The organism is [Leptolyngbya] sp. PCC 7376 (assembly GCF_000316605.1).
In the GTDB taxonomy this organism is placed as follows: Bacteria; Cyanobacteriota; Cyanobacteriia; order Cyanobacteriales; family MRBY01; genus MRBY01.
Genome location: NC_019683.1, coordinates 3,835,825 through 3,851,804, shown reverse-complemented (window position 1 = coordinate 3,851,804; position 15,980 = coordinate 3,835,825). Strand labels below are relative to the sequence as shown.

Annotated in this window: 16 protein-coding genes and 2 pseudogenes; 10 read left to right on the top strand and 8 right to left on the bottom strand. The window is 42.5% G+C overall.

Annotated elements, in window-relative coordinates; all coding sequences use genetic code 11:
* Positions 1 to 80: 80 nt before the first annotated feature.
* The gene (locus LEPTO7376_RS17395; protein WP_015135432.1) at positions 81 to 1,109 is read left to right on the top strand and encodes a phycobilisome rod-core linker polypeptide; all 1,029 of its coding nucleotides are present in this window, start codon (positions 81 to 83) and stop codon (positions 1,107 to 1,109) included.
* Between the two features lie 145 nt (positions 1,110 to 1,254).
* Here the strand turns inward: LEPTO7376_RS17395 and LEPTO7376_RS17390 are convergent, their stop codons facing one another.
* Together LEPTO7376_RS17390 and LEPTO7376_RS17385 are read right to left on the bottom strand one after the other, a co-directional pair.
* Positions 1,255 to 2,388 (bottom strand): hypothetical protein, encoded by a 1,134-nt coding sequence (locus tag LEPTO7376_RS17390; RefSeq protein ID WP_015135431.1) that lies wholly within the window; start codon positions 2,386 to 2,388, stop codon positions 1,255 to 1,257.
* 64 nt (positions 2,389 to 2,452) lie between these two features.
* A complete protein-coding gene (locus tag LEPTO7376_RS17385; RefSeq protein WP_015135430.1) occupies positions 2,453 to 2,767 on the bottom strand; it encodes a DUF2834 domain-containing protein in 315 nt (104 codons plus the stop codon).
* 128 nt (positions 2,768 to 2,895) lie between these two features.
* On the opposite strand from LEPTO7376_RS17385, the gene LEPTO7376_RS17380 reads away from it, so the two are divergent.
* Positions 2,896 to 3,711: a helix-turn-helix domain-containing protein gene (locus LEPTO7376_RS17380; RefSeq protein WP_015135429.1), complete on the top strand. Its 816-nt coding sequence runs from the start codon at positions 2,896 to 2,898 to the stop codon at positions 3,709 to 3,711.
* A 187-nt stretch (positions 3,712 to 3,898) separates the two neighbouring features.
* Complete coding sequence (locus tag LEPTO7376_RS17375) at positions 3,899 to 5,278, top strand: hypothetical protein (RefSeq protein WP_015135428.1); 1,380 nt, start codon at positions 3,899 to 3,901, stop codon at positions 5,276 to 5,278.
* Between the two features lie 58 nt (positions 5,279 to 5,336).
* Here LEPTO7376_RS17375 and LEPTO7376_RS17370 read toward each other — a convergent pair whose 3' ends face one another.
* Entirely contained in the window at positions 5,337 to 6,200 is an 864-nt protein-coding gene (locus LEPTO7376_RS17370; RefSeq protein ID WP_015135427.1) for a leucine-rich repeat domain-containing protein, read from the bottom strand.
* A 190-nt stretch (positions 6,201 to 6,390) separates the two neighbouring features.
* Here LEPTO7376_RS17370 and LEPTO7376_RS25885 point away from each other — a divergent pair.
* Positions 6,391 to 7,115, top strand: a pseudogene (locus tag LEPTO7376_RS25885) (IS1 family transposase).
* Here LEPTO7376_RS25885 and LEPTO7376_RS29190 read toward each other — a convergent pair.
* Positions 7,057 to 7,275: a CHAT domain-containing protein gene (locus tag LEPTO7376_RS29190; protein WP_398338226.1), complete on the bottom strand. Its 219-nt coding sequence runs from the start codon at positions 7,273 to 7,275 to the stop codon at positions 7,057 to 7,059. The pseudogene LEPTO7376_RS25885 and the gene LEPTO7376_RS29190 overlap by 59 nt on opposite strands.
* A 66-nt stretch (positions 7,276 to 7,341) precedes the next feature.
* On the opposite strand from LEPTO7376_RS29190, the gene LEPTO7376_RS25880 reads away from it, so the two are divergent.
* Together LEPTO7376_RS25880 and LEPTO7376_RS29185 are read left to right on the top strand one after the other, a co-directional pair.
* Positions 7,342 to 8,104 (top strand): IS5 family transposase gene (locus LEPTO7376_RS25880; RefSeq protein WP_015135426.1). Its coding sequence is split into 2 segments (ribosomal slippage): positions 7,342 to 7,668 and positions 7,670 to 8,104, totalling 762 coding nucleotides; the frame shifts between segments, so codons are not numbered across the junction.
* Positions 8,105 to 8,195: 91 nt separating this feature from the next.
* Positions 8,196 to 9,067: pseudogene (locus LEPTO7376_RS29185) on the top strand (IS630 family transposase).
* Positions 9,068 to 9,082: 15 nt separating this feature from the next.
* Here LEPTO7376_RS29185 and LEPTO7376_RS28445 read toward each other — a convergent pair.
* Positions 9,083 to 9,217, bottom strand: a complete 135-nt coding sequence (locus LEPTO7376_RS28445; protein WP_264308912.1) for a hypothetical protein — start codon at positions 9,215 to 9,217, stop codon at positions 9,083 to 9,085.
* A gap of 117 nt (positions 9,218 to 9,334) precedes the next feature.
* On the opposite strand from LEPTO7376_RS28445, the gene LEPTO7376_RS17340 reads away from it, so the two are divergent.
* Positions 9,335 to 9,772 carry a DDE transposase family protein gene (locus LEPTO7376_RS17340; RefSeq protein ID WP_051188808.1) on the top strand — a complete coding sequence of 146 codons (438 nt, stop codon included), beginning with the start codon at positions 9,335 to 9,337 and terminating at the stop codon, positions 9,770 to 9,772.
* Positions 9,773 to 9,818: 46 nt separating this feature from the next.
* Here LEPTO7376_RS17340 and LEPTO7376_RS25030 read toward each other — a convergent pair.
* Positions 9,819 to 10,504, bottom strand: a protein-coding gene (locus tag LEPTO7376_RS25030) for an IS1 family transposase (RefSeq protein WP_160148647.1) whose coding sequence is annotated in 2 segments (ribosomal slippage) — positions 9,819 to 10,180 and positions 10,180 to 10,504 — 687 coding nt in all. Because the reading frame shifts where the segments join, the coding sequence is not laid out codon by codon here.
* On the opposite strand from LEPTO7376_RS25030, the gene LEPTO7376_RS25025 reads away from it, so the two are divergent.
* Positions 10,504 to 10,926: a transposase family protein gene (locus tag LEPTO7376_RS25025; RefSeq protein WP_315861528.1), complete on the top strand. Its 423-nt coding sequence runs from the start codon at positions 10,504 to 10,506 to the stop codon at positions 10,924 to 10,926. The genes LEPTO7376_RS25030 and LEPTO7376_RS25025 overlap by 1 nt on opposite strands.
* Here the strand turns inward: LEPTO7376_RS25025 and LEPTO7376_RS17330 are convergent.
* On the bottom strand, positions 10,892 to 11,425 hold the full coding sequence (locus LEPTO7376_RS17330; RefSeq protein WP_051188807.1) for a filamentous hemagglutinin N-terminal domain-containing protein: 534 nt from the start codon (positions 11,423 to 11,425) through the stop codon (positions 10,892 to 10,894). The genes LEPTO7376_RS25025 and LEPTO7376_RS17330 overlap by 35 nt on opposite strands.
* A gap of 203 nt (positions 11,426 to 11,628) precedes the next feature.
* Positions 11,629 to 12,837 (bottom strand): PAS domain-containing sensor histidine kinase, encoded by a 1,209-nt coding sequence (locus tag LEPTO7376_RS17325; protein WP_015135424.1) that lies wholly within the window; start codon positions 12,835 to 12,837, stop codon positions 11,629 to 11,631.
* Between the two features lie 274 nt (positions 12,838 to 13,111).
* Between LEPTO7376_RS17325 and LEPTO7376_RS17320 the strand changes: the two genes are divergently transcribed.
* Complete coding sequence (locus LEPTO7376_RS17320; RefSeq protein WP_015135423.1) at positions 13,112 to 13,900, top strand: response regulator; 789 nt, start codon at positions 13,112 to 13,114, stop codon at positions 13,898 to 13,900.
* Positions 13,901 to 14,322: 422 nt separating this feature from the next.
* Positions 14,323 to 15,960 (top strand): ABC transporter substrate-binding protein, encoded by a 1,638-nt coding sequence (locus LEPTO7376_RS17315; protein WP_015135422.1) that lies wholly within the window; start codon positions 14,323 to 14,325, stop codon positions 15,958 to 15,960.
* Positions 15,961 to 15,980: the final 20 nt, after the last annotated feature.

The following is a 15,980-nucleotide window of genomic DNA, read 5'->3' as shown; positions in this document are numbered from 1 at the left end:
AGTTTTCATTTTTATCTCCAACCCTTTAAAAAAAATTTTTTTCTTCTAAATCCCTATTAATCATTTAGAGCTTATCAACAATGACTGGTAACGTATCTCCGCTCCTCGCAAGTCGTTCAGCCAATACTAATAGCAGACCCTTTGATGTTTCCGAAGCCATTGAACTTACGGCAAATGCTTCTGTCGAAGAAATTCAAACTGTAATTCGGGCAGCTTATCGACAAGTATTTGGCAATATCCATTTAATGGAGAGCGAACGCTTAGCCACGGCTGAATCCCAGCTTCAAAATGGCACCATCAGTGTCAGAGAGTTTATTCGGATTATCGCCAAATCTGATTTCTATCGCGCTAACTTTTTCGAGACATGCTCTCGTTATCGTTCCATCGAATTGAATTTCAAGCACTTATTAGGGCGTGCTCCTAGTAGCTATGATGAGACTGTTCCCCATAGCCATATTCTAGATCAGCAAGGATTTGAAGCAGAGATTGATTCTTATCTTGATAGCGATGAGTATCAAAGCAATTTTGGAGATTTCATTGTTCCTTACAATCGTGGTTATAACTCTCAGATAGGGCAAAATCTTTCGGGTTTTGTGAATAACTTCAAGGTATATACGAGCCTCTCCACCAGTGACAGAGTTGGTACTGATATCAAAGAAAGCAATCAATCACGTCTTGCTGGTGTTCTCTTACAAGACACCACTCCCTCGATTCCGATCACTGACTTCAGACAGTTTCTTAGAAAGGTGTTTGCCCCACCTAAAGTTACACAGGATAATCTTCTAGCTCCCGCTCCAGTGCTCTCAGCAGAAGAATTAAGGATCCGCGCTAAGGAAGAAGAGCAGTCTCAAATTATTGATGATTTGCGTAAACAATTGGCAAGCTTAGAATACACATCTAATTTAGGTGCTCAATTCTTAGGCCAGGAATATACCCTATCAACAGGGAATACTTCGGATGGTCAATTAGGATTGCAATTTGGCTCAACGAAAGTACAAGAGCAAGCAAAGGAAATCGAAAGACTACAGGGTCAATTGATGACGGCCAATAGTCTGACGATGATTGCAGAAAAGCGTCTCGGAAAATGGCGCACAAAAATGTTTTCCTAAACTTATTTAGGTAAGTAGAGACAAGTCAAACAAAGTGTGGAATTTGATAATGCCCTGAAGAGTCAATGATTCTTTTGGGTATTTTTTTGTTCTGCTTAGATCTCAAAAATCAAGATTGGCGATCGCCTCTCAGCTTCAGAGATTCTTATGCTTTGATTAGCTCAAAAGATAGACTTTCAAGAATTTGCCCATTCACTCGTACATTAATTTGGTGAGTGCCAGGAAATAAACTCCTTGTTGTCATTAACCGCATTGGATGCCTTTTCTTGAGTTTGGTCGTCTCATCTTTCTTGAGAACAAGCTGCTTTATTTTAAAAATCTTTTGTGACTGCTTTCTCCCTGTACCTGCATAAATCATGCTGTAATCCACAAGGATGTCTTGTTTTTTATCGGCGTAAATTTCCAACGAAAATTCAAATGCACTACCAATTTTTACAATGGGAGTACTCGTCATAAGGTTAGTTATTTTAACCGAGGGTTGTTGGTTGAATCCTAGTAGCGCTAAAGCTTCTGGATTTCCCTGTTTGGTTAGGGTACGCAGTGCGTGTTTGGTGAGAAAAGCTAATTCTTTTTCGGTTTGGCGATCGCCCTCCTTCCATTTCCGAAGTGTAGTGAGAACAAGGTCAGGATCAATTTTGCTGATGTCGTTGAGATGGTTGGCGACGGAGCGTGTCACATAGCGAGTTTTATCGACATAAAGAATATCCAAAATCGGCAGTGCTCGATGGCAATCGATGGTGATTTTCTGTGCCCAAGGTAGTTTCGGTCGCGTTCCTTCACTAGCTAATCGCCGCACATGATAATTTTCATCCCGCGCACATGCCAGCAAAAAAGTGAGTGTTTGATCAGGAAATCCATTAATGAAATATCGAATGGCATCTTCTGCTGAAAAGCGTTTGGTGATTTCTTTTAAAGCTTCGAGAGAAAGCTGTAAATATGGCTCTTCGCAGCCATAGGTCGCCGCATACATCGAGAAGGGTGCAAAAATAAAATCCCCAAAATCATCATCTGTTTTCGTTGGGTCTAATTCTGGGGGGAGCGATCGCCGCAAAATCTCCAGAGCTGTTTCATAATCCTCTGGCAGATAACGATGCAAACATTCGGTGATGTGGGTAATTCGCTGTTTAAGTTCTAGTTTTGGAAACTTCGAAACGACTACCGTATGGAATTTATCTGTCTCAAAATCAGGATATGCCTGAGCAATGAGATTCGCGAGATAAGTGACTTTGGCCGCATTGAAAAGGTGATCTTTTAGCGCAAACGACGATTTAGCTTTCATACAGACAAAGTCACTAAAAATAGTTTGTATTTACTATTTTATGCTTTCTTTTCAGCAATGCATCTCAATTCAATATGGGTGTTTGTTCTGCTGATTTCTGTTCTGTTTGACGAGTGAGGAGATAGAACAAGGGGCCAAAGGAACCACATGTAAGCGTTAAAACGATCCAGCCCCAAGGATTACGCCCTAGGCTTTTCGCATCCCGCCACATCCATGTCATGAATAAGCTCAGCGCAATCACCAAATCAGCCAACACTTGTCCTTCCCCGAAGCTATGGAAATGCGGCTCTAAAATTCCCCAATAGCCATGCTGCCAAAGGGCCACAGCACTGAGTGCGCTAAAAGGAATCAAAACGAGAATGAGTAGACTACGTTGCATGGATTTAACCTCGAAAATCTGTACAGTTCCAATATTGATTGCTTCTTTTATTCGTGCAATTACCTCTGAGGTAATTGAATTCAACCCAGTCCACCGCTAGATTTTCAGTAAGCAAACCCATATCTGCGATGACGACAATATTCACCACCACTCTGCGACAACTGCGAAAAACATTGCAGATTAGTCAATTGGATTTATCCTTGCGACTCAATATTTCCCAACGCCATGTCAGCTTTGTAGAAAGTGGTCGGTCGAAACCGAGTCGAGAATTATTAATTGCGTGGCTCCGAGAATTGCAAACGCCGTTAGCGATTAGTAACGAAGTCATGTTGCAAGCGGGCTACGCGCCAACCTATGAGACCACGCCTCTCGATGATCCGTCTCTGGCTCAAATTAATTTTGCACTCGAACAGCTTCTAAAAGCCCATGAGCCCATCCCTGCTTTTGTGCTGGATTCTCACTGGAATTTGTTGCGATTAAATCAAGGCGGACAATGGTTAGCGCTTACATTACTGCCCTGGGCAAAGGATTTGATGGGGCGATCGCCGATAAATATGTTGGACTTGTTGGTGCATCCAGAAGGGTTGACGAAATCGATCACAAATTTGGCGGATGTGGGGCCACCAATGTTGGCGCATCTTCGGCATGAAGCCTCCACCCAAGAAAGTTTAGCTCCCAAAGTAGAAGTCTTTGCAGAGCTATTAACGAATAAATTGGGTTCTAAGGTTGCGTACCATACTGCCCGATCCATTGCTCCTGTCCTGACGACTCGCTACCAAACCGAATATGGCGAACTGGCTTTTTTCAGTATGTTCACAACTTTTGGTACACCTCAAGACATTACGCTGGCTTCTTTGAGAGTGGAACATTTATTTGCCGCAAACGAAGCGACACAGGCGGTTTTGATGAAATATGCTTGCCCAGAAAATAGGCAAAATGAATAATCTGACTCGGCTGAAATGTGATCCCAGGCTTTCTTTTTATTGATCTCGCTTACTCAAATACGTAATTCAAATCAATACTTTTGTTGACAAAACACCTACGTATATGAGCTGTGCGTCACTTAAATTTCATCTTGTCTCCGTAATAATAAGGACATCGACAACAATTTCTTCTTTCGGGATAAACGGTATGACTAGTCAGCTTAAGGGTATAGAATCTGCATTCGACTCGTTTTTGGCAAAGGGAGAGGTGACTCAGCTTCAATCGTCTACCTCTTTTTCTCGCTCAAGAACACAACAAACACGCTATTCAGCGAGGCGATCGCCCAAACAGACGGCATCAGATTTTTCGCTCTCAAAGGTTTCCAGTGAAGTGAAATATGCTCAGACAGAAATTCTTGATTATTTTCGTGACCTAACTCGGACAGCATCTCTGCAAACATTTCTAGAGTATTTCGAAATTTTCTTTATTAACCATGAGCAAAATCGTGTCCCTCGATGTTTGCAAGATGAAATCCACTGCTTACTCCGATACAACTCGGCGGATGCTTTTTTAGAGCTGCTCAACAATGTTTGTTATGTCTTTATCGACGGTTGTTTTAAGCGTAAAAAGCCGAACTGTATTCCTGAACTTTTCACACTAATCAACAAAGAGACTCGCTGTTCCTCGCTAGCGACAACATCAAAGCGCCGCGTGAGAAATTGGCTCAATACTTTCCGTCAAAGCAATGAATATCAAGCCCTCACAATTTTTGTGCCGAAACACAAGTCTGAGCGTCAATGGGGCGATCGCTACCAGATTTTTAGTTTATTTAGTCAGCGTAATCAGACGTCGGTAGTGGATGAGCAATATGAGGCGAAACAAACCCTCTATCGCTATCTCCAAAACCGCTATAAGTTCCAATTGGCTATGTTTCTAAATAAAGGGGATGTGTCTAAAACGGTTGCTCAGTCCCCGGCAAATCCGACATTGTTGCCTGCGACTTCTCTGCGGCTAATGCACAAATTCCTAAACAAGCAACAGAATGGTTTTGGGCAGATGGCTCAGGATTTTCTAGGGCGATCGCTCGGCAAAGATTATGCAAGTTTCAAGATGGATTTGGTTGATTATCTTTGTCTCAATGTGGAAGGCGATCGCCATTTGCAGTGGTTACCGAGAAAAATTAGAGGTTATTTGCTGGATTTAAATACCGAAAAAAATAGTTATCAAGTGGGTTCCCATCTGCTCAAGAAAACCTGTAATGCCACGGTTGATTATTTTCTTAACCCCGAAAATCTCAAAGATCCGTCCCACCCATTCACTGTGTTGATGGTGCAAAACGAGTTTTTAACTTTGAGTGTGTTGTTACTCAAACTGATCTTGATTTCACCGGGAAGTTACGCCCATTTGATGTTGGCATTAAATAAATTACTTGCAGCGAACCTCGATATGCCTCAACAAAGTAATTCTTGGCTAATTTGCTTCCTTGAAACCATTCGCGTGGTGATGACTATCGGTCTCCAAAACTCCCAGTGGACAGCTAATATGCAAAAGCTTGAGCAATCTGCTCCATCAACCCAAGTGGCTTAGGCTTCTAGGAAATAAAATCTTTTCTTGGGAAATGTACTCGAAGGAGAGTTTTTTACTCTTAGGGATCTTGAATATTCCGGAAATAGGCAAAAAGCTCTTCTATCCCGCCAGAATATGCACTATGCACAATTGGATCGAGAGGATTTTGATAGAGGGAAAGTATTACTAGATTAGTGAGTTGGGATATCGACTCAGGTATCGTTGTGAGCTGATTATAAGAAAGGTCAAGTGTTTCGAGATTGGTGAGTTGAGCGATCGCCTCAGGTATTTCTGTGATTTGGTTGTTGAAAAGGGAAAGCATTTTGAGATTGGTTAGTTGAGTGATCGCCTTGGGGACTTTCGTGATTTGATTTTTATAAAGCAAAAGTTCTGTCAGGTTTGCTAGTTGGGAAATTTCTTTCGGTATCTCTGTGAGGTGATTTCTACCAAGACGAAGACTTGTGAGCTTAGTGAGTTTGGTAATTGCCTCAGGTATTTCTGTTAGTTGATTATAGGAAAGAGAAAGCGTTGTGAGATTGGTTAGTTGAGCGATCGCTTCAGATATCTCTGTCAGCTGATTATGGGAAAGGTTAAGCGTTGTGAGATTGGTTAGTTGGGCAATTGCCTCAGGTATCTTGGCTATTTGATTGTTTTTAAGAATAAGCATTGTGAGATTTCTCAGTGGAGCGATCGCCTCAGATATCTCTGTTATTCGATTTTCACTAAGGTAAAGCGTTGTGAGATTGGTTAGTTGGGCTATGCTTTCAGGAACTTCAGTTATTCGATTATGATCAAGTTCTAGCCTTGTGAGATTGGTTAGTTGAGCGACGCTTTCAGGAACTTCAGTCAGAGCTAAACCGCTCAAATCCAGATCTGTTGCCTCTGTTTTTTGCGCTGTTTCAATCCGCTCTTTTGCAATCTGATACGCTTTGTTTTTTGCCATCAGTAGCTCTCTGACTGTTTAAAATCCCGCCGACAGATCCAGTTATAGCTTCTAGTTTTACCCTTGAGTTACCGATGTATATCTGGTTGGATTTCGTAATAGCTACCCAACCGATGATTAAATTATTGAGAGTTTCAAGTAAGTAATGCTATAGCAAAATGGAGTGAATCGTTTCTTAGAAATTCTCGCTATGACAATTCACTGCCCCCAATGTAATGCTCAAGACATCATCAAAAGTGGATTCGCTAAAAATCGTCAACGATTTAAGTGTAAGCAGTGCAATTATCAATTTACAAGCTTTTCTAAAGAGCGAGGCAAGCCTCTCTGGATGAAATTAGAAGCTGTATTGATGTATATGAGTGGTATGTCCATGAATGCGACAGCCAAGATTCTCGGTGTATCAGCTCAATCAGTGCTCAATTGGGTAAGAGATTTCGGTGAAGCCAATTATGAAAAGCCCACTCCTGAGTCTGCTGTCGTGGTGGAGCTAGATGAGCTATGGCATTTTATCCAAGAGAAAAAAACAAACTTTGGGTCTGGAAAGCATATGACCGTAATACTGGGCGACTCATTGACTGGGAATTGGGAAGTCGTGATAGTCGAACTTTAGGTCATTTACTAGAGCGGTTATCGCAATGACAAATCACTGTCTATTGCACCGATAATTGGAAACCCTATCAACAGCTATTAGAGAATCACCCAGATGCTTTTCATGTCATTAGCAAGAAAGAGACAATAGCAATTGAGAGAAACAACTCAGACAATCGCCATTGGTTTGCTCGGTTTCATCGCAGGACGAAAGTTGTCTCTAAATCAAAACACATGGTGGACTTGAGCATGGCACTGTTTGCGAAATTTAGAGTGAATGGAAGTATTGAGCTACTGCGCAATTGGCGTTTAACATTACTCTCTTGAAACTCTCGAATAATGTTTCCAGCTCGATGATATTAAGGTGATCGTCCCAAGTCAAAATAAATGTGTCTTCGAGTTTTGAACTAAATTCTCCATGGGTTGCAATATGGACGACTTGATAGGGATGTTCTTCAATTTTGGTAGAGAAACTAGGGCGTGTCATCAAATAGAGATGTGAACAAGAAAAAGCTTAGGATTGAGTCGATAACAAAGCAAATTAGTGTGTGATATGAGTAGTCGCCGTTATGCCCTTAGAGAGGACCAATGGGACAGAATTAAAGATTTCTTGCCCGGTCGCAAAGGCTCTGTTGGACGTACAGCAAGGAACAATCGTTTATTGGTGGAAGCTATTCTCTATCGATATCGTGCGGGCATCCCATGGCGGGATTTACCTGAGAGATTTGGTGATTTCCGAGTGGTGCACACTAGGTTCACTCGCTGGAGCCGTCAAGGTGTGTGGGAGGGAATATTCCAAGTCTTAGCTCAAGATGCAGACAATGAATATGCCATGATTGATGCCACTATCGTCAAAGCTCATCAACATAGTGCTGGCGCCCCCAAAAAAAGGAGAGGACCCTGCCATTGGTCGCAGTAGAGGAGGTTTGACTACGAAGATTCATGCCACTTGCGATGCCTTGGGGAAACCCACAGGATTTTACTTAACGGCAGGTCAAGCCCATGATTTAGATGGTGCGGATGCATTGTTGCCAGAGATAAAAGCGGGAGCACTATTGGCGGATAGAGCCTACGATGCAGAGAACAGAGTGCGGCAACTGTTAGCAAACGATAATTGTGAAGCCGTAATTCCTTCCACAAGAAAACGAAAAGCTCCTTATGGCTATGACAGAGAGCTTTATAAGGCTCGCCATCTCATTGAGAACTTCTTTGCCAAGCTGAAGCAATATCGAGGAATTGCTACTCGTTATGACAAAACTGCCCAGAACTTTTTGGGAGCCATCTATCTGGCTGCTTCTGTCATCTGGCTTAATTGATGACATGCCCTAGTTTCAGTAAAAGTTTCATTTATAGCAGGCAAGGAGTGGGTTAAGACAGAATAGGATAGAAGCAATAAACATAGATGCCATGCCTGCTCCCCATAGTCTTGATTTACGCCTAAAAGCTGTTGCCGCCTTCGATAAAGGTGAACGAAAAAGTGATATCTGTCGCTTCTTTGGTATTAGCCGAAATACGCTAGACCTGTGGCTGAAACGACGAGAGAAAATCGGTTCAGTCGCTCCGAAGACAGATTACCGTCGAGGCCCTCAACCGAAGATTAATGATCTAGATGCTTTTCGTGCTTTTGCAGAGAAATATGGGCATCTAACCCAGAAGGAAATGGCGGAGAAATGGCCAGAGTCTATTAGTGATGCATCCAGACGTGAAGCTCTACGGAAAATTGAATTTACTCGAAAAAAAAGACCTATCGATATCAAGAGAGAGATAAAGAATTAGAAAAAGCATTTGTGGCACAACTGAAGCAGTATGTCCAAGAACGACTCGTATATATCGATGAAAGTGGATTTGATAATACCTTAGATTATGGGTATGGCTACTGCCATAAGTCAGAGAGGTTTATCGCAGAGAAGTTAGGTCATCGTACAGAACGAGTTAGCGTGATTGGATGATGGCGAGAGGGAGAGCAGATAGCACCGATGGTATTTGAGGGCTATGCCAACAGCGCCTTAGTTTGCCAATGGGTAGAGGATTGCTTAGTGCCAGAGTTGATTCCGGGTCAAATTATTATTCTGGATAATGCCAGTGTTCATCCAAAGGAAAGAATACAAACATTGGTGGCGAAGGCAGGATGTGAAGTGATATTTTTGCCACCCTACTCACCACACCTGAACAAGATAGAGAAGTTTTGGGGGAGGTTAAAGAAGGAGGTAAGTAAGCTCATCAAGAAGACTGAGGATTTGTTCGATGCCATCAGAATAGCCTTCTGTTCTATGTCCTAACCTTCTCCTTCGCTGCTATAGTAAAACTTCTGCTTGGGTCGTATTTTGAATCGCTTGTAATTCGTTCTCTACCGCAGGTAAGGCATCAAAACCACCGATTGCCTTACTGATACCCGCACTGAGGGTTTGAGTTTTGTGCTGTTGGGTCACTTGGAAAGGTTGTGGGTCAATAAGTTGGAGGCTGGGTACAACTGCTACATTTGACCTCTTGCAAAAGGGGTGAGAGTAGGTAAAAAAGAGGAAAGTAACAGAGCCATAGCGATAGAAATGCCAACTTATGAACAGCTCCAACATTTATCGACAGAACAATTCAGGAGAGCCTGTGGAGTTAAGCTTCAGACCTTCAATCGTCTGGTAGAGGTCCTAGCAGAAGCTAAAGCAAAGCAAAAACCCGGTCGTCCCAGTATTGTATCCCTGGAAAATCAGTTACTCCTCACCTTGGAATATCTGAGGGAATATCGCACTTATTTCCTATCGCTCAATCATGGGGCATTCATGAATCAACAGTTTGTCGCATGGTGCAAAAAAACAGAGAATACACTCATCAAAGAAACCGATTGCCACTTACCCAGCATGAAACAGCTCCATGGTTCAGAAGAGTTATCTCTGACAGTAGTGGTGATGGATGCCATAGAACAGGCGATTGAAAAGCCCAAAAAAACAACGTCTTTACTACTCAGGGAAAAAGAAGCATCATTCCCTTAAAGCTCAAATAGTGGCATTGCAGAATAGAGGTATGAATCCATGAAGGTCAAGGTACAGGAACATCCCAGAACTTGAGATAATGAATCAGCAATCGAATCGAATGCTTTAACATCTCTAAAGACTTGGAATAACATAAGGTCTTTCGATGGAGTCGAGCGAGATAATGCCGCAATCGAGTGTTCTCTCCTTCGACACGAGTCATGTAGGTCTTACTGATAATCTGGTCACCATCGGGTACAAACATGGGATAAACATGCCAGCCATCTGTGATGTAGAAGAAGCATCTCCAGAGACTAACCATTGCCCATAATGGTTTGAATGTCTCTGCACTTCTGTCACCAACAGTCCAAGCGAGAATACCTGGTTGGAAGTGGTCTACGGCAGTCCAGAGCCAGACCTTATTTTTTTAGCACCGACGAATGTTTGAAGTTCATCGAGTTCGCCAACCTGAGGCACCTGCTCAGGTTCATAAGCATCAGGTAGCAATTCAGCGACTTGTTTGACCCAAGTGATTACGGTAGTGTGGTGCACTCCTTTCACCCGTTCAATGGCTCGAAAGCCCATACCGTGGGCATACATTTTGAGGCCTTCACGTTTGAAGGACTTTGAGTAGCCGAGCTGGCTGTAGCGGTCGATAAACTGACGACCGCAATCTACACAGATGTGATTCTGTTTGCCTTTTTTCTTTCCATTCTTACGGATATGAGTAGATTGGCATTCTGGACATTCCATTGCGTCAACAACCTCCATTCATACCTCTATTCTGCAACGCCCAAATAGTTATTGCTTGGCAGTGGGCACAGATTATCTGTTGTGACTGTGAGAAAGGTAGCACCCATGACTTCAAACTACTCAAAAAGAGTAGAGTGCATTTTCAGCAGGGACAACCCTGCCTTGCCGACGCCGGATATCAAGGTCTACACAAGCGACATCAGCGGAGTCTCACTCCTCACAAGAAGCCTAAAGGAGGAGAGTTGACTGCGGAACAGAAACAGGAGAATCAGCTCTTAGCAGCTCAAAGAATCATCATTGAGATGGTATTCAGAATGCTCAAAAGATTCCGCATCTTATCCAGTCGATATCGTAACTGCCGTCGGAGATGGGGATTAAGACTCAATCTCATTGCTGGTCTTTACAATTTTGAATTGCTATAACCTTTTGCAAGAGGTCAAATAACGCTACGGGATCTGCATTTACGATATTCATTATTCCTATCTCACCTAGGTTTATTTCCGAAGCGGTAGAGATGAGAAATGCACCTGAAATATCTAAGCTTGCATCTGATCCAAAGATAAATCCATTAGGATTCACAAGAAATAAATTTGCATTACCATCAACCCCCAACGTCCCGAGAATATTGCTACCATTTGAGCCAGTAATACGGGTAATGATGTTGTTAATAGCAGTCGAATCAGCAAAATAAACTCGCTGTCCAACATCAATATTAAACTCACTAAAACTATGACGAAGGTCATCGTTTAGCGAATTGCCATCAGTGATATATTCTGCTAAATCTCCACGAATAATCTGATTTGAAAGGATAGTCGTTGTTGTTGTCCCATCTGGTATCAGTTGCGCTGAGACGGGTAGAGAAATGAGAGTAACAGAGAGAGAGGCGATTGCCCAAGTCACAGAAGCCTTTGAGTATTTCATGAGGACAAGCAAAACCTCTCTAAGGCAGATTACTTGTCATCAAATCTAAAAGGAACACTTACGTATTTCAATTCATTTACATAAATATTGATTTTGAATTTGAAAAAGCCTTTTGATGCAAACAGGTGATCATCCTCCTAATTGTTTAGGGGGATTTTTTAGATTCCTGGGACTTTAGAATGAGCGATTTGGTGAATCCATTGCTATGGATTTACAAATAATTTCACTGTAAATATCGTGCCTTGATCAACGTGGCTCGTGACTGTTATAGAGCCTCCCAGAAGCTCCACAAATTGTTTGACAATACTTAAACCGAGGCCAGTACCCGGCACATTGCTTACATTGCAGCCTCGATGAAAAGGCTCAAATAAATGGGTCTTATCTTGCTTCGGAATGCCAATCCCTTCATCCTCAACTCTGAAAATGACAGTATTTTTCCATTTGTGAACTCTAAGTCGAATCGGTTTATTTTCTGGTGTGTAGCGTAGGGCATTAGACAATAGATTGCCTAAGATAGATCGCAATAATCTTTCATCAAAACTCGCGATTATTTGACGACTACGACAAATAAATTCGATGGGGGTTTGTTTACGCTGAAATTCGCCTTCTGTGAGGAGGGTTTGGCAAAAGTCCACAATATCAATACTTTCTTGATTAATTTCGAGAACTTTCGCTTCGATTTTGCCCATCACCAAAATATCGTCAGTAATTTGCGTGACTCGTTCAACATTGGTATTGATATTTTCTAAATAATCTTTTTTTTCTGCTGGTGAAAGGTGGGCATCATAACGATTTAGGGAAGAGGCGGACAGGGTGATGTTGTTCAGGGGATTCCGAAATTCGTGGCAAACCATTGCAATGAAACGAGACCGCATTTCGTTGAGTTCTCGCAAGCGTTGATTTGCTTGGCGCAACTTTCTGGTTCGCTCTTGAACTTTTAGCTCAAGTTCTTCGTTTGTACGCTCCAAAATCTGTTCAGCCCAACGCCTTTGCGTAATATCCCGAAAGGTAACGACAGCCCCAATGAGTTCACCGTTATCTTCTCGCAAGGGTGTGCTGATGTATTCAACGGGAAAACTCGTACCATCTTTCCGCCAAAAGACTTCATCCATAACGCGATGGGTACTGCCATCGTGAAGCGCTGCATAGATTGGGCAATTTTCTTTTGGGTAATGACTGCCATCTGCGTGGGAGTGGTGTAAGACTGCATGCATTGATTTGCCGATTAGTTCTTCGATCGGCACATTGATCATTTGTACCGCGGCAGGATTTACAAAGGTCACATTACCGTCCAAATCTAAGCCATAAACCCCTTCTCCGACAGCATTGAGGATGAGTTGATGCTGGCGGCGGAGTTTTCTTAACTCCTGTGCTGCTAGCTCATCGGTTAATTTACGTTGTGACTGATTCATCTTGTTCTGTCTGGTATCTGAGGGGAGGCGATCGCCACTAGGTTCGTGTCTTTCTAGGAAATATCGTGTAATGTGGGACTAGTATCGAGTGATAAATAAAAAGGTTAAGGAAAATATTTTTGTATTATTTACTACATTTTGGTTGGCGTTCTTCTATGTTAATAGGGTCAGTTATGAGGTAAAGCCTTGATTAGGTAGCCCTGTGAGCTATCGGCTTAATACCTAGAGTATTGATTGGATTGTTTTGGAGTTAAAGACTCATTAACAGTGTCTTATGAAAACAATTTTAATTATTGAAGATGAAGTGGAAACTCGCAACGTATTTTTGAAATGCTTAGAGTTTGAAGGATTTCAAGCCTATGGTGCAAAAAATGGCACTGAAGGTATTGAGCTCGCAAAAAGCAAGTCTCCAGATTTGATTGTTTGTGATATTTTTATGCCAGATATGGATGGTTATTCTGTCCTCGAATTTTTACGGCGATCGCCTCAAACTTCGGCAATTCCTTTCATTTTTCTGACGGCCAAAGTGACGATGGAAGATTTACGTCATGGTATGCAATTAGGAGCAGATGATTATTTGACAAAACCCTGTACTGTCGAACAATTTTTGGCGGCGATCACTACTCGCCTAAAACGCTATGAAGAAGTTATAAAAGCCCAAGAAATCTCAAAGAAAGATACTGCTTCATCTGTGAATTCGCAAACTGAAGATAGCGAAGATTTAAAGTTCTCTTTTCCAAAATCCGGTGGTTTAAGACCTGTCTTTGAATTCATAGAAGCTAATTATACTAGGCCTTTGAAGCTCAAGGATGTTGCTCTAGAGGCCGGTTACTCCTCTGCTTATCTGACGACCCTTGTTCAGAAGAAAACAGGTAAAACAGTAAAACAATGGATTATTGAAAGACGGATGGTCTGTGCTCGAAATCTTTTGCAAAAGACAAAAGAACCTGTCGCTAAAGTTGCAGAACTATCTGGATACCTTGATGCTGGATATTTCACAAATCAATTCCGTAAAATTCACGGTGTTTCACCACTAGTTTGGCGTAAGAAAAATGTTTTCTAGAATCTGTCTATATATAACCTGCCTCTACAGGAGCTTGACATTTCTAAACCTGTATAAACCTAGAAGTACTCTTTGTCTTTATTCTGGAATTTTAGAATTTGATGCTGTATCTTTTGAATCGCTTTTTGTCTCAAATAATACAAAGCAATGTTCTTTTTATAAATAACAGTCGCTCACTTTGATTTGTTAACCTGAGACCCGTCTGTAGCTAATTTTACACAACTCTTGTATATTTCAAGAGAATACTTAAGTGCCAAAGAAATATACATTTTCTTCAAAAAAAAATCTAATGTCTCTCGTTGAAATAGTTGTTAAGATGCTGCGTAATCTTTCGAGTCATTAGATATTTCAAAATCAAACATAAGAGAATTTCTTTGGATGTTTGATCGGTTTAATTCGATAATTTCTGGTAGGCATTATCTATGAGTTTGATTTCAGCACAACAAACATTGCAAGGCTTGGGACAACCCGGTGTAGGTACCAGTCGCTCCAATCTCCAAACACTTTGCGTGACTTGCGGTGATTACCATGCCGCCGGTGATCATTCGAGCTTTATGGCGACCATGCCAGAGGATCCCGTGGAGCTTGTCGATGATTTCGTCAAGATGGGTCTCTATAAGGAAAACCAGTTTCGAGCAGCTGATGGTGTTAACACTTATGAGCTCAGAAAAGCCTTATTTCTCAAGCGTGTGGGTCGTGGCGATCCAAAGCGAGAGAAGCTGATCTCAGACTTATGTGAACAAGCTGGTGGAATTGATAATGCCTTCGCTGCGGCCTTTGGACCGAAAGCTGGTTTGTTTTTCTCTGATGCCATTCGCAATGGTAGTCAGACAAGACGAGAATTTTTGCGGAATATGGCTGTTGGCGCAGCGCTGGTTAGCTTAGCTAGTTGTGGCCAAGATACAACTCCTCCTCCTGCGGGAGATGCGCCAGCAGATGTTGAAGTAAGTGATTTAGAAAAAACTGAGTTGCAGATTGGCTTTATTCCTATTACCTGTGCTACGCCCATCATCATGTCCGAGCCTCTAGGCTTCTATGAGAAGTATGGCTTCAACGCAAAGGTTGTGAAAATGCCTAGCTGGGGTGCAGTCAGAGATTCGGCGATCGCCGGCGAATTGGATGCTTATCATATGCTTGCACCAATGCCGATTGCGATGACCTTAGGTCTTGGTTCCGAAGCCTTTGGTGTGAAACTCGCCAGTATTGAAAACATTAACGGTCAAGCCATCACCGTTGCCGAACGCCACAAAGGTAAAGTAAATGGCCCTGCTGACTTTAAAGGCTTTACCATCGGGGTTCCATTCCCTTACTCGATGCACAATCTCTTGTTGCGTTATTACCTCGCGACAGGCGGCATTGATCCTGATGTGGATGTACAAATCCGTCCCGTTCCCCCACCAGACAGTATTGCTCAGTTGATTGCTGGTGATATCGATGCATACCTTATGCCCGATCCTTTCAACCAACGAGCAGTATACGAAGGTGCCGGCTTTATCCATATGCTCACGAAGGAGCTATGGCCTGGACATCCCTGTTGTGCCTTTGCGGCAAGTGACCAGTGGATTGACGCAAATCCCAATACTTTCCGCGCTCTCAACAAATCCATTATTGAAGCAGCGGCTTACGCTCAGGTTCCAGAAAATCGTCCAGAGATTGCTAAAGCGATTTCCGAGCGAGCCTTCCTCAACCAGCCCGTCGAAGTTGTCGAAGCAGTTCTCACCGGGAAATTTGATGACGGTAATGGCAATAGCCTTGATATTCCTGATCGAATTGGCTTTGACCCTTATCCTTGGCAGAGTTTTGCAAATTGGATTTCGTCTCAACTTGTTCGTTGGGATCTGCAAGGTGATGATCTCGCCCCAACAATCATTCCTGAAAAAGGCTATGACACTGTCGGTACAGATGTCTTCCTCACAGACCTCGCGAGGGAACTGGCTACAGAACTAGGCCAAGAAGCACCTGCTGAGATTTACCGCGAAGAGACCCTTAAATTTGACACCTTTGACCCTGCTGATCCTGCCGCATATGTGCAAGAGCAAATCGATGAATATGGCGTTTAAATTTTAGGAGTTTTTTAGTT

What these genes read in the sequence shown, in the direction of transcription:
- LEPTO7376_RS17395 (WP_015135432.1), top strand. Translation starts at nt 81, where the DNA reads ATGACTGGTAACGTATCTCCGCTCCTCGCAAGTCGTTCAGCCAATACT.
- LEPTO7376_RS17390 (WP_015135431.1), bottom strand. Translation starts at nt 2,388, where the DNA reads ATGAAAGCTAAATCGTCGTTTGCGCTAAAAGATCACCTTTTCAATGCG.
- LEPTO7376_RS17385 (WP_015135430.1), bottom strand. Translation starts at nt 2,767, where the DNA reads ATGCAACGTAGTCTACTCATTCTCGTTTTGATTCCTTTTAGCGCACTC.
- LEPTO7376_RS17380 (WP_015135429.1), top strand. Translation starts at nt 2,896, where the DNA reads ATGACGACAATATTCACCACCACTCTGCGACAACTGCGAAAAACATTG.
- LEPTO7376_RS17375 (WP_015135428.1), top strand. Translation starts at nt 3,899, where the DNA reads ATGACTAGTCAGCTTAAGGGTATAGAATCTGCATTCGACTCGTTTTTG.
- LEPTO7376_RS17370 (WP_015135427.1), bottom strand. Translation starts at nt 6,200, where the DNA reads ATGGCAAAAAACAAAGCGTATCAGATTGCAAAAGAGCGGATTGAAACA.
- LEPTO7376_RS29190 (WP_398338226.1), bottom strand. Translation starts at nt 7,275, where the DNA reads ATGACACGCCCTAGTTTCTCTACCAAAATTGAAGAACATCCCTATCAA.
- LEPTO7376_RS17340 (WP_051188808.1), top strand. Translation starts at nt 9,335, where the DNA reads ATGCCAACTTATGAACAGCTCCAACATTTATCGACAGAACAATTCAGG.
- LEPTO7376_RS17330 (WP_051188807.1), bottom strand. Translation starts at nt 11,425, where the DNA reads ATGAAATACTCAAAGGCTTCTGTGACTTGGGCAATCGCCTCTCTCTCT.
- LEPTO7376_RS17325 (WP_015135424.1), bottom strand. Translation starts at nt 12,837, where the DNA reads ATGAATCAGTCACAACGTAAATTAACCGATGAGCTAGCAGCACAGGAG.
- LEPTO7376_RS17320 (WP_015135423.1), top strand. Translation starts at nt 13,112, where the DNA reads ATGAAAACAATTTTAATTATTGAAGATGAAGTGGAAACTCGCAACGTA.
- LEPTO7376_RS17315 (WP_015135422.1), top strand. Translation starts at nt 14,323, where the DNA reads ATGAGTTTGATTTCAGCACAACAAACATTGCAAGGCTTGGGACAACCC.